Raw genomic sequence first — 12,901 nt, 5'->3', positions numbered from 1 at the left:
ACCCCCCGACCGCCGCCGCTCACTCGAACGAGTGGAGGCCCCCGGGGAGTGGAACCCCCAGGACCCCCTGGGGAGTCGACCGTCATGACGAGAGGAGGTGCCGCCAGTGATCGCGAACGTATCGGCGCACCGGCGGGCGAACGCCTTCGCCCAGGCCCTGGAGGAGTCGGGCCCGCGGGTGCCCGACCAGGCCGCCCCGTCCCCGGCCCCCGGCGAGCAGAGCACACGGTCCGAACACGACCGCTTGCTCACCCTGGCGAACGGCCTCGCCGCCCTGCCCCGCCCGGCCCTGGACCCCGAGGTGAAGGTCGTCCAGCGCGCCCAGCTCGTGGCCGCCATGGAGGCCATGCTCAAGGAGGGCGCGGGCGGTGAGGCGACGGACCCTTCGGTGCCCGAGCAGCGGACCCGCACGGGGACGAAGGGCGCCCACCGGGCCGGACCGCTGCGGAAACTGCGCCCCCGGACCCGGCTCACCAAGGGCCTCGCCGCGGGCGGACTCACCGTGAGCGTCGCCGCGGGCGCCCTCGGGGGCGTGGCCGCCGCCAGCGGCGACGCCCTCCCCGGTGACACCCTCTACGGACTCAAACGCGGCATGGAGGACGTCAAGCGCGGCCTCGCCGACAGCGACACCGACCGGGGCGAGCTCTACCTCGACCAGGCGTCCACCCGGCTCAACGAGGCCCGCCGGCTGATGGACCGCGGCCGCGGCGGCCACCTCGACCACGAGTCCGTCGGCGAGGTCCGCCGCACCCTGAACGGCATGCGCCACGACGCCGCCGAGGGGCACCGGCTGCTGCTCGCCGCCTACGAACGGGACGGCTCCCTCGGCCCGATCCAGTCGCTCTCCTCCTTCTCCCGCTCCCACGGCGAGAGCTGGAGCGCGCTCCGGGACTCCCTGCCCGTCCAGCTCGGCGACGTCAGCCAGGAGGTCAGCTCCGTCTTCGAGGCCATGGAGCAGGAGGTCGAGCCGCTGCGCTCGCTGCTGCCCCCGCCCCCCGCGCCCCGCACCACCCCCGGCACCGGTAGCGGCACCGACGGCGGCTCCCCCTCCGGACGGACCCCCGACCGTCCCGGCGGCGGCTCCCCGTCCGCCCGTCCCAGCGAGGGACAGAGCGGCGGCACCGCCCGGGAACGCGGCACCACCACCGGAGAACGCCCCGCGCCCTCCGCCCCGTCCTCCGACGGCAGCGGAAACCCCACGGGCACCGGCAAGGGCGAGAAGGAGAAGGACGAGGGCCTCATCGGCGGCCGCGCCGGCGACCTCCTCGACCCGGACCACGGAGGGTCCGACGGACCCTCCTCCTCGTCCGGCAAGCCCTCCACCACCCCCGAGCCGGACGTCACCGTCCCCCCGCTGCTGCCCGGCCTCATCCCCGGACTCGGCATCGAGGACGAGGACACCGGCCGCTGACGAGCGGTCGTCACCCCGGAGGCCGCCGGACCGGACACCCGGTCCGGCGGCCTCCGGGGTCCGTTCGGAAGGACTCAGAAGGACAAGGACTCAGAAGAACACCGACCGCCGCCGCACCAACAGCTTGTACAAGGTGTGCTGGATCTGCTCCCGCACCTGGTCGGTCAGGTTGAACACCACCATCGGATCCTCCGCCGCCTCCGGCGGAAGGCCGTCCGTGGGAATCGGCTCCCCGAACTGGATCGTCCACTTCGTCGGCAGCGGCACCGCCCCCAACGGCCCCAGCCACGGGAACGTCGGCGTCAACGGGAAGTACGGCAACCCCAGCAGCCGCGCCAGCGTCTTCGCGTTGCCGACCATCGGATAGATCTCCTCGGCCCCCACGATGGAGCACGGCACGATCGGCACCCCCGCCCGCAGCGCCGTCGACACGAACCCGCCCCGCCCGAACCGCTGCAGCTTGTACCGCTCGCCGAACGGCTTCCCGATGCCCTTGAACCCCTCCGGCATCACCCCCACCAGCTCGCCCCGCCCCAGCAGCGTCTCCGCGTCCTCCGCGCACGCCAGGGTGTGCCCCGCCTTCCGCGCCAGCTCGTTGACCACCGGCAGCGCGAACACCAGGTCCGCCGCCAGCAGCCGCAGATGCCGCGCCTCCGGATGCCGGTCGTGGACGGCCACCTGGAGCATCAGCCCGTCCAGCGGCACCGTCCCGGAGTGGTTCGCGACGATCAGCGCGCCGCCCTCCAGCGGAACGTTCTCGATGCCCCGCACCTCCACCCGGAAGTACTTCTCGAACACCGGCCGCAGCAGCGACATCAGCACCTGATCGGTCAGCTCCCGGTCGAACCCGAAGTCGTCGACCTCGTACTCCCCGGTCAGCCGCCGCCGCAGGAACGCCAGCCCCCGCCCCACCCGCTCGTCCCAGCTCCCCGGCCGGGGCCCCTCGCCCGCCCCCTCCGGTCCCGGCTCCCCGGCCGCGTCCGGCGCCAGCTCCACCCCGGGCAGCGCGGTGACCTCCCCGGACCCCCCGGACGGAGCCGAGGGGGACGACGGGGACGGTGACGACGCCCCCGGACGCCGCCCACCGGACGGCCCCCGACGGGCCGGGCGCCCCTCCCCCGGGCGCGAACGGTCCTCGTCGAACGGAATGACCTTGGCGTCCGCCATCCTGCTGCGCTCCTCGTTCCGCGCCCGGAGGCGCCCTGCTCAGATCCGGTCGGGTCCCGCCACCACGGGCGCGGACGTCACACGCTCCGCGACCCGGTCGACCGCCCCCGCCACCACCGAGGGCGGCAGCAGCCCGGGGCCCCGGCTCCGCGCGAAGTCCGCGAACGCCTCCGCCGTCGTGTACCGGGGACGGTAGCCGAGGGTCTCGCGCAGCTCGCGGGTGGCCACCACCCGCCCGTGCGTCAGCAGCCGCTGCCGCTCCGCCGGGAACTCCGGGACGCCCAGCGTCCGCAGGACCGGCCCCAGCCAGCGCACCGCGGGCGACGGCGCCGGAACGGTCGGGGCCCCGAGCCTGCGCGCGCACTGCGACAGCAGCAGCACCCCGTCCCCGGCCACGTTGAACGTCCCCGTGGCGCGGTTCCCCGGCCCGGGCTCCGCCACGGCGGCCAGCAGCGCCCCGACCACGTCGTCCTCGTGGGCGAACTGGAGCCTCGGATCGTGACCGAGGACCGTCGGCAGCACCGGCAGCCCGAAGTACCCCGCCAGCGGGCCGTCCGCCCCGGGCCCCAGGACGTCGGCGCACCGCAGCACGCACACCGCGACGTCGGGCCGCCGCCGGACGAAGCCCCGTACGTACCCCTCGACCTCGACGACGTCCTTGGCGAACCCGCCGCCCGGCACCGACCGGGGCGGCGTCCGCTCGGTGAACACCGCCGGATCGCGCGGCGCCGCCCCGTAGACCTCCGTGGACGACTTCACCACCATCCGGCGCACGGCGGGCGACTTCTGACAGGCACCGAGCAACTGCATCGTCCCGATGACGTTGGTCTCCTTGCGCCCGGCCCGGCCACCGCCCGCCGACGGGACCCCGGACACGTCCAGATGGACGACGGTGTCCACGGCGTACTCGGCGAGCACCCGCCCGATCGCCGGACGCCGGACGTCCGCGCGGACGAACTCCGCGCCCTCCGGCGGACGCGGGGGCCGGACCGCGTCCACGGCCACCACCCGCTCCACCTCCGGGTCCCGCAGCACGGCGCGGACGAACCGACCGCCCAGCCGCCGGGCCGCCCCGGTCACCAGCACGACCTTGCCCATGTCCCGCGCCCGCCTTCCGCCGCCGCGCCCGGCCCCGCCCGCCGCCGCTGCGACGGCCGCACGACCGGGTCCCCCGTCGGCCACGGTAGCGGGTCGTCCGCCCAGACGTTCGACCACCCGGCCCGGCGCCCCCTCCGGAACGGCGAACCCCCCGGACCGGCCCCGGACATGGCAGTGGCCCCTCCACCGGAGTGGAGGGGCCACGGAGTACGCCACACAACGCGGCGCCGCGTGAAGCAGTTCCCGGAGGGGGCCCGCTGGCCTCCGTCCCGAGTGGCCGGGGAGCACGCTCCCAGGACACCGGACGGCGGTCGCCGACCGCTCCTCCCCGTAAGGGGAACTACTTCTTGTTGCGACGCTGCACGCGCGTGCGCTTCAGCAGCTTGCGGTGCTTCTTCTTCGCCATCCGCTTGCGCCGCTTCTTGATTACAGAGCCCACGTCAACCCTCGCTCACTTCTTGGACAACCCCTGCGTGGCAGGGACAATCACTCGGTGCGGGGCTGCATTGGGGCCCACACGACCTACGAGGGGCTAGCCTACCCCGCCCGAGTGCCAAGCCTGTAATCGAGGCCGACGCTCAGGCGGTGTCCACCCCCACATAGGAGTCGCGCAGATACTCGTGCACGGCGTTCTCCGGAACTCGGAAGGACCTCCCCACCCTGATCGCGGGCAGATGACCGCTGTGCACCAGCCGGTACACGGTCATCTTGGACACGCGCATCACCGAGGCGACTTCCGCCACGGTCAAGAACTGGACCTCGCTCAGAGGCCGATCGGCAGCAGCCATGATCACACCTGAACCTTCCACACATGACGGGCACCGGCTTCCCCTCCGGTGACTCCTCGTCGCTGTGCGCTCACTCCCCAGATTAGGGGCGGGTGATGCGAGTGGGGAAGAGGAGCAGCGATCGGCGGCCTACTGTGACAGACACGCTCGTTTGAGTACATAGCGAGTAAGCGGCCGGTAGTAAACAGACCGCGCAGCGTCATCGAGTGGCACCACCACCGATACCCGCCCCTCGGCCTGCCCGACGAACAGCGCGGGATCGTCGGAATCCCCCAGCCCGATGGTGTCGAACCCCAGCTGACCTGCCCCGCAGACCCAACCGTGGTCCCCCACCACCAATCCGGGCAGGGGTCCGTCCGAGCCCGCGCAGGCGGCCAGTGCCACCCGCACGGGCAGGGGGGAATGCGTGTGCGCGCCGGTCTCACGCCCCGCGCGGACCGCGTCGCGTTCCCGGACCACAGCCACGCCCCGTACGTAGTCGAGCCGATGTCCCCGTAAGCCGAACCGGGTCGTTATGTCGATAGAGCCACCCGCACCCGGGGTGAGGACTTCACAGCCAACCGCCGACAGGGCACCGGCCAAACTGGCGTAGAACTCCAGTAGTCGGCCCGGGTGCCCGGTGCCGAACAGCACCGCTTCCCGGCGCTCGGCGGCGAGCCCGATCCGGGCGGCGAACGCGTCCAGCGCCGCGACGGTCCGCCCCGGGTCGATGACGTCCGGCCCGGTCCGGCACTCCGGATCGGCCGACACCCCGCACCGCTCCGCCATCAGGGCCATCACCCGCGCCTCGGTCCACTCCCCCGACGGGTCCAGGCCGAGCAGTACCCGGGGGTCCCGCTCGGCGAAGAGCCGGTACCGCCGCAGGCTCCCCTCCCGGGTGGTCCCGACCTCGCCGGCGAGCCCCGCCCCCACCACGTACCGCCGCAGCCATCCCGCATCCGTCACCCCACCATGGTCGGCCGCCGGACCCCGCCCCGTCCGCGGAACGCCCGCCGCCCCCACGGACGGCCCAACCCCGCCGTCAGGGCAGCAGCCCCCGCAGCGGGAACACCGACCGCCGGGCCGCGAGCACCGCCTGGTCGAGCCGGTCGGCCGGGTCGTAACCGGCGTCCCAGTCGGCCCACTTCACGGGCGACCGCCCGTCGGTCATCCGCCGGGGCGCGGGCGTCCGGGTCTTCGCGAACACCTCCCGCCGCCACTCCTCCGGCACCGGGGCCGCCGGGTCGACGGGCTCCCCGGCCGCGATGCCCACCAGATGCGTCCAGGACCGGGGCACGACCTCGACCACCGCGTAACCACCGCCGCCCAACGCGATCCACCGCCCGTCGGCATGCTCGTGCGCCAGGTCGTGACAGGCTTCCTGGACGGCCCGCTGGGCGTCCAGGGAGACCGCGAGGTGCGCCAGCGGGTCCTCGAAGTGGGTGTCGGCCCCGTGCTGCGTCACCAGCACCTGCGGCCGGAAGTCGGCCAGCAGCTCCGGCACCACCGCGTGGAACGCCCGCACCCATCCCTCGTCCCCGGTCCCGGCGGGCAGCGCCACGTTCACCGCCGACCCCTCCGCCTCGTCGGCGCCGGTCTCCTCGGGCCACCCGGTGCCGGGGAACAGCATCCGCGGGTGCTCGTGCAGGGACACGGTCAGCACCCGGGGGTCGGACCAGAACGCGGCCTGCACCCCGTCCCCGTGGTGGACGTCCACGTCCACGTACGCGACCCGCTCGGCCCCCAGCTCCAGCAGCCGGGCGATGGCGAGGGCCGCGTCGTTGTAGACGCAGAACCCGGCCGCGGCGGCGGGCATCGCGTGGTGCAGTCCGCCCGCGAAGTTCACCGCGTGCAGCGCGTCCCCCCGCCACACCGCCTCGGCGGCCCCCACCGACTGTCCGGCGATCAGCGCGGACACCTCGTGCATCCCCGCGAACGCCGGATCGTCCAGCGTCCCCAGCCCGTAGGACCCGTCGGCGGACGACGGGTCGGCGGACACCGCCTTCACCGCGTCGATGTAGTCCTGCCGGTGCACCAGCCGCAGCGTGGACTCACCGGCCGGCCGGGCGGCGACCACCTCGGCCCGCCGGTCCAGCCCGAAGGCCCCCACCAGGCTCCGTGTCAGGTCCAGCCGGACCGGGTTCATCGGGTGATCCGGTCCGAAGTCGTAGCCCGTCACCGCTTCGTCCCACATCAACCGCGCGCGCCCGCTCATGCCCGTCACCGTATCGGTCCGCCCCCGGGGCCGTCGCTCAGGCCAGCAGCCCGTACAGCTCCCCCATGTCCCCGAAGAGCCCGGTGACGTCCCCGAGCCGCTCGGCGGACGTCATCGCCGTGTACCCGTAGACGTCCATCCCGGCCGCCCTGGCCGCCCGTACGCCCAGCGGGCTGTCCTCGACGACCACACAGCGCTCCGGCGCGACGCCCATCCGCCGCGCGGCGTGCAGGAAGAGGTCCGGCGCGGGCTTGCCCCGGCCCACGTCCTCGGAGCTGAACACCCGCTCCGGGCCGAACCACTTGTCGAGCCCGGTCACCCGGTGCCCCGACGCGATCCGCTCATGGCTCCCGGAGGACGCGAGGCAGTACGGCACCCCGTCCGCCACCAACCGCTCCAGCACGGCGACGACCCCCGCCACGGGCTCCAGCTCCCGTGCGAACCCGGCGGCGGTCCGCGCCTCCACCTCCTGGTCGAACCCCTCCGGCAGCCGCCGCCCGGTCCGCTCCGCGATCAGGTCGTGCACCCGGTGCACCGCCGCCCCCATGTAGTCCCGCACGGACTCCTCGTACGTGGTCGGATGCCCCAGTTCGGTGAGGTACCCGGCCAGGATCCGGTTGGCGAGCGGCTCGCTGTCCACGAGCACACCGTCGTTGTCGAAGATCACCAAGTCGTAGCGCATGCCCACGACCCTAACCCGCCCCTGAAAACGCGAAAAAGCCGTGTGTCCCGAAGAGAAGAAATTCTCTCCGGGACACACGGCTTCATGCAATTTTAGTTCGGCGGCGTCCTACTCTCCCACAGGGTCCCCCCTGCAGTACCATCGGCGCTGAAAGGCTTAGCTTCCGGGTTCGGAATGTAACCGGGCGTTTCCCTAACGCTATAACCACCGAAACACTACGAAACACACACCAAGCACACCCCATCTGTGGGAAGGGATGCTGGTTGTTCGTGGTTTCAGAACCAACACAGTGGACGCGAGCAACTGAGGACAAGCCCTCGGCCTATTAGTACCAGTCAACTCCACCGGTCACCCGGCTTCCATATCTGGCCTATCAACCCAGTCGTCTACTGGGAGCCTTACCCCATCAAGTGGGTGGGAGCCCTCATCTCGAAGCAGGCTTCCCGCTTAGATGCTTTCAGCGGTTATCCCTCCCGAACGTAGCCAACCAGCCATGCCCTTGGCAGGACAACTGGCACACCAGAGGTTCGTCCGTCCCGGTCCTCTCGTACTAGGGACAGCCCTTCTCAAGACTCCTACGCGCGCAGCGGATAGGGACCGAACTGTCTCACGACGTTCTAAACCCAGCTCGCGTACCGCTTTAATGGGCGAACAGCCCAACCCTTGGGACCGACTCCAGCCCCAGGATGCGACGAGCCGACATCGAGGTGCCAAACCATCCCGTCGATATGGACTCTTGGGGAAGATCAGCCTGTTATCCCCGGGGTACCTTTTATCCGTTGAGCGACGGCGCTTCCACAAGCCACCGCCGGATCACTAGTCCCGACTTTCGTCCCTGCTCGACCCGTCGGTCTCACAGTCAAGCTCCCTTGTGCACTTACACTCAACACCTGATTACCAACCAGGCTGAGGGAACCTTTGGGCGCCTCCGTTACTCTTTAGGAGGCAACCGCCCCAGTTAAACTACCCATCAGACACTGTCCCTGATCCGGATCACGGACCCAGGTTAGACATCCAGCACGACCAGAGTGGTATTTCAACAACGACTCCACAACCACTGGCGTGGCCGCTTCAAAGTCTCCCACCTATCCTACACAAGCCGAACCGAACACCAATATCAAACTGTAGTAAAGGTCCCGGGGTCTTTCCGTCCTGCTGCGCGAAACGAGCATCTTTACTCGTAGTGCAATTTCACCGGGCCTATGGTTGAGACAGTCGAGAAGTCGTTACGCCATTCGTGCAGGTCGGAACTTACCCGACAAGGAATTTCGCTACCTTAGGATGGTTATAGTTACCACCGCCGTTTACTGGCGCTTAAGTTCTCAGCTTCGCCACACCGAAATGCAGCTAACCGGTCCCCTTAACGTTCCAGCACCGGGCAGGCGTCAGTCCGTATACATCGCCTTACGGCTTCGCACGGACCTGTGTTTTTAGTAAACAGTCGCTTCTCGCTGGTCTCTGCGGCCACCCCCAGCTCAAGGCGCGAAGCCCATCACCAGAAATGGCCCCCCTTCTCCCGAAGTTACGGGGGCATTTTGCCGAGTTCCTTAACCATAGTTCACCCGAACGCCTCGGTATTCTCTACCTGACCACCTGAGTCGGTTTAGGGTACGGGCCGCCATAAAACTCGCTAGAGGCTTTTCTCGACAGCATAGGATCATCCACTTCACCACAATCGGCTCGGCATCAGGTCTCAGCCTATTGAGTAGCGGATTTACCTACCACTCGGCCTACACCCTTACCCCGGGACAACCACCGCCCGGGCTGGACTACCTTCCTGCGTCACCCCATCACTCACCTACTACCACCTCGGGTCACCGGCTCCACCACTCCCACCCACAGCAAAACTGGAGGCAGGCGGCTTCACGGGCTTAGCATCAGAGGATTCAATGTTTGACGCTCTACAGCGGGTACCGGAATATCAACCGGTTATCCATCGACTACGCCTGTCGGCCTCGCCTTAGGTCCCGACTTACCCTGGGCAGATCAGCTTGACCCAGGAACCCTTAGTCAATCGGCGCACACGTTTCCCACGTGTGTATCGCTACTCATGCCTGCATTCTCACTCGTGAACCGTCCACCACTGCCTTCCGGCGCGGCTTCACCCGGCACACGACGCTCCCCTACCCAACCCAGCGGGCGTTGGCCCTATATGCTGGATTGACACGACTTCGGCGGTACGCTTGAGCCCCGCTACATTGTCGGCGCGGAATCACTAGACCAGTGAGCTATTACGCACTCTTTCAAGGGTGGCTGCTTCTAAGCCAACCTCCTGGTTGTCTCTGCGACTCCACATCCTTTCCCACTTAGCGTACGCTTAGGGGCCTTAGTCGATGCTCTGGGCTGTTTCCCTCTCGACCATGGAGCTTATCCCCCACAGTCTCACTGCCGCGCTCTCACTTACCGGCATTCGGAGTTTGGCTAAGGTCAGTAACCCGGTAGGGCCCATCGCCTATCCAGTGCTCTACCTCCGGCAAGAAACACACGACGCTGCACCTAAATGCATTTCGGGGAGAACCAGCTATCACGGAGTTTGATTGGCCTTTCACCCCTAACCACAGGTCATCCCCCAGGTTTTCAACCCTGGTGGGTTCGGTCCTCCACGACCTCTTACAGCCGCTTCAACCTGCCCATGGCTAGATCACTCCGCTTCGGGTCTTGGGCATGCTACTCAAACGCCCTATTCGGACTCGCTTTCGCTACGGCTTCCCCACACGGGTTAACCTCGCAACACACCGCAAACTCGCAGGCTCATTCTTCAAAAGGCACGCAGTCACGACACAAGAAAGCAAGCTTCCCTGTGCGACGCTCCCACGGCTTGTAGGCACACGGTTTCAGGTACTATTTCACTCCCCTCCCGGGGTACTTTTCACCATTCCCTCACGGTACTATCCGCTATCGGTCACCAGGGAATATTTAGGCTTAGCGGGTGGTCCCGCCAGATTCACACGGGATTTCTCGGGCCCCGTGCTACTTGGGTGTCTCTCAAGCAAGCCGTCAATGTTTCAGCTACGGGGGTCTTACCCTCTACGCCGGACCTTTCGCATGTCCTTCGCCTACATCAACGGTTTCTGACTCACCTCACAGCCGGCAGACTGTAAAAGAGAGATCCCACAACCCCCTGCATGCAACCCCTGCCGGGTCTCACACATACAAGGTTTAGCCTCATCCGGTTTCGCTCGCCACTACTCCCGGAATCACGGTTGTTTTCTCTTCCTGCGGGTACTGAGATGTTTCACTTCCCCGCGTTCCCTCCACATGCCCTATGTGTTCAGGCAAGGGTGACAGCCCATGACGACTGCCGGGTTTCCCCATTCGGAAACCCCCGGATCAAAGCCTGGTTGACGACTCCCCGGGGACTATCGTGGCCTCCCACGTCCTTCATCGGTTCCTGGTGCCAAGGCATCCACCGTGCGCCCTTAAAAACTTGGCCACAGATGCTCGCGTCCACTGTGCAGTTCTCAAACAACGACCAACCACCCGTCACAGCCCGCCGAAACAGACCTTTACCGGGGTCGGCAACCGAAGACCCAGCCATCACGGCCGTGCCCTCAGACACCCAACAGCATGCCCGGCCCGTACCCGTCCGAAGATCACGCGTTCCACACTCCGAAGAGCAGTACTAGCGGCCTCCGGCCCGAATAACAGGCCGAATAGTCAACGTTCCACCCATGAGCAACCAGCACCGGACATTCGCCGGTGTACTGGCCTCTGACCGGGATCATCCGAAGACGACCACGGTAAGAAGTGCTCCTTAGAAAGGAGGTGATCCAGCCGCACCTTCCGGTACGGCTACCTTGTTACGACTTCGTCCCAATCGCCAGTCCCACCTTCGACAGCTCCCTCCCACAAGGGGTTGGGCCACCGGCTTCGGGTGTTACCGACTTTCGTGACGTGACGGGCGGTGTGTACAAGGCCCGGGAACGTATTCACCGCAGCAATGCTGATCTGCGATTACTAGCGACTCCGACTTCATGGGGTCGAGTTGCAGACCCCAATCCGAACTGAGACCGGCTTTTTGAGATTCGCTCCACCTCACGGTATCGCAGCTCATTGTACCGGCCATTGTAGCACGTGTGCAGCCCAAGACATAAGGGGCATGATGACTTGACGTCGTCCCCACCTTCCTCCGAGTTGACCCCGGCGGTCTCCCGTGAGTCCCCAACCGGCCGAAACCGTTGCTGGCAACACGGGACAAGGGTTGCGCTCGTTGCGGGACTTAACCCAACATCTCACGACACGAGCTGACGACAGCCATGCACCACCTGTACACCGACCACAAGGGGGGCACCATCTCTGATGCTTTCCGGTGTATGTCAAGCCTTGGTAAGGTTCTTCGCGTTGCGTCGAATTAAGCCACATGCTCCGCCGCTTGTGCGGGCCCCCGTCAATTCCTTTGAGTTTTAGCCTTGCGGCCGTACTCCCCAGGCGGGGCACTTAATGCGTTAGCTGCGGCACGGACAACGTGGAATGTTGCCCACACCTAGTGCCCACCGTTTACGGCGTGGACTACCAGGGTATCTAATCCTGTTCGCTCCCCACGCTTTCGCTCCTCAGCGTCAGTATCGGCCCAGAGATCCGCCTTCGCCACCGGTGTTCCTCCTGATATCTGCGCATTTCACCGCTACACCAGGAATTCCGATCTCCCCTACCGAACTCTAGCCTGCCCGTATCGACTGCAGACCCGGGGTTAAGCCCCGGGCTTTCACAACCGACGCGACAAGCCGCCTACGAGCTCTTTACGCCCAATAATTCCGGACAACGCTCGCGCCCTACGTATTACCGCGGCTGCTGGCACGTAGTTAGCCGGCGCTTCTTCTGCAGGTACCGTCACTTTCGCTTCTTCCCTGCTGAAAGAGGTTTACAACCCGAAGGCCGTCATCCCTCACGCGGCGTCGCTGCATCAGGCTTTCGCCCATTGTGCAATATTCCCCACTGCTGCCTCCCGTAGGAGTCTGGGCCGTGTCTCAGTCCCAGTGTGGCCGGTCGCCCTCTCAGGCCGGCTACCCGTCGTCGCCTTGGTGAGCCGTTACCTCACCAACTAGCTGATAGGCCGCGGGTTCATCCTGCACCGCCGGAGCTTTCCACCCGCCCCCATGCAGGGGCAGGTCATATCCGGTATTAGACCCCGTTTCCAGGGCTTGTCCCAGAGTGCAGGGCAGATTACCCACGTGTTACTCACCCGTTCGCCACTAATCCCCGGCCGAAACCGGTTCATCGTTCGACTTGCATGTGTTAAGCACGCCGCCAGCGTTCGTCCTGAGCCAGGATCAAACTCTCCGTGAATGTGTACCCGTAATCGGGTGAACACCACGAGAGCGGAACAAACCGGGGAGGAATATCCCCGACTGTTCACAGCGTCCTCGCTGTGTATTTCTTCAAAGGAACCTCATCACCAGACCGAGTGGTCTAGGTGACGGGGTATCAACATATCTGGCGTTGACTTTTGGCACGCTGTTGAGTTCTCAAGGAACGGACGCTTCCTTTGTACTCACCCCAGCCTCTCGGCTGAAGCTTTCCTCCGGGCGCTTCCCTTCGATGTTTCCGACTCTATCAGATCT

At 67.0% G+C, this 12,901-nt stretch carries 8 protein-coding genes and 3 rRNA genes; 1 reads left to right on the top strand and 10 read right to left on the bottom strand.

Annotated features, from left to right (window positions below):
- Positions 1-106 precede the first annotated feature (106 nt).
- Positions 107-1,411, top strand: a complete 1,305-nt coding sequence (locus ACVWNX_RS20205) for a DUF5667 domain-containing protein (RefSeq protein ID WP_454408798.1) — start codon at positions 107-109, stop codon at positions 1,409-1,411.
- Positions 1,412-1,501: 90 nt separating this feature from the next.
- Here the strand turns inward: ACVWNX_RS20205 and ACVWNX_RS20200 are convergent, their stop codons facing one another.
- From ACVWNX_RS20200 to ACVWNX_RS20155, 10 genes are all read right to left on the bottom strand, one after another.
- Positions 1,502-2,578 carry a lysophospholipid acyltransferase family protein gene (locus tag ACVWNX_RS20200; RefSeq protein ID WP_454408796.1) on the bottom strand — a complete coding sequence of 359 codons (1,077 nt, stop codon included), beginning with the start codon at positions 2,576-2,578 and terminating at the stop codon, positions 1,502-1,504.
- Between the two features lie 39 nt (positions 2,579-2,617).
- Positions 2,618-3,676 (bottom strand): NAD-dependent epimerase/dehydratase family protein, encoded by a 1,059-nt coding sequence (locus ACVWNX_RS20195; RefSeq protein ID WP_454408794.1) that lies wholly within the window; start codon positions 3,674-3,676, stop codon positions 2,618-2,620.
- Between the two features lie 340 nt (positions 3,677-4,016).
- Positions 4,017-4,115, bottom strand: coding sequence for a 30S ribosomal protein bS22 (locus ACVWNX_RS20190; RefSeq protein ID WP_003948845.1), 99 nt, complete (start codon positions 4,113-4,115; stop codon positions 4,017-4,019).
- A gap of 139 nt (positions 4,116-4,254) precedes the next feature.
- Positions 4,255-4,464 (bottom strand): helix-turn-helix domain-containing protein, encoded by a 210-nt coding sequence (locus tag ACVWNX_RS20185; RefSeq protein ID WP_351249121.1) that lies wholly within the window; start codon positions 4,462-4,464, stop codon positions 4,255-4,257.
- Between the two features lie 129 nt (positions 4,465-4,593).
- A complete protein-coding gene (locus tag ACVWNX_RS20180) occupies positions 4,594-5,409 on the bottom strand; it encodes a phosphatase (RefSeq protein ID WP_454408792.1) in 816 nt (271 codons plus the stop codon).
- Between the two features lie 76 nt (positions 5,410-5,485).
- Positions 5,486-6,658: an acetoin utilization protein AcuC gene (locus ACVWNX_RS20175; protein ID WP_454408790.1), complete on the bottom strand. Its 1,173-nt coding sequence runs from the start codon at positions 6,656-6,658 to the stop codon at positions 5,486-5,488.
- A 37-nt stretch (positions 6,659-6,695) separates the two neighbouring features.
- The gene (locus ACVWNX_RS20170) at positions 6,696-7,340 is read right to left on the bottom strand and encodes an HAD family hydrolase (protein WP_454408789.1); all 645 of its coding nucleotides are present in this window, start codon (positions 7,338-7,340) and stop codon (positions 6,696-6,698) included.
- 95 nt (positions 7,341-7,435) lie between these two features.
- Positions 7,436-7,552: ribosomal RNA gene (rrf, locus tag ACVWNX_RS20165) — 5S ribosomal RNA — on the bottom strand.
- 93 nt (positions 7,553-7,645) lie between these two features.
- Positions 7,646-10,773: ribosomal RNA gene (locus ACVWNX_RS20160) — 23S ribosomal RNA — on the bottom strand.
- A gap of 325 nt (positions 10,774-11,098) precedes the next feature.
- Positions 11,099-12,626: ribosomal RNA gene (locus ACVWNX_RS20155) — 16S ribosomal RNA — on the bottom strand.
- The 16S, 23S and 5S rRNA genes sit together here, the layout of an rRNA operon.
- Positions 12,627-12,901: the final 275 nt, after the last annotated feature.

The sequence above is a fragment of the Streptomyces sp. JNUCC 64 genome (assembly GCF_054484115.1).
The sequence above is the reverse complement of the archived record's forward strand: the minus strand, read 5'-3'. Positions and strand labels throughout refer to the sequence as shown.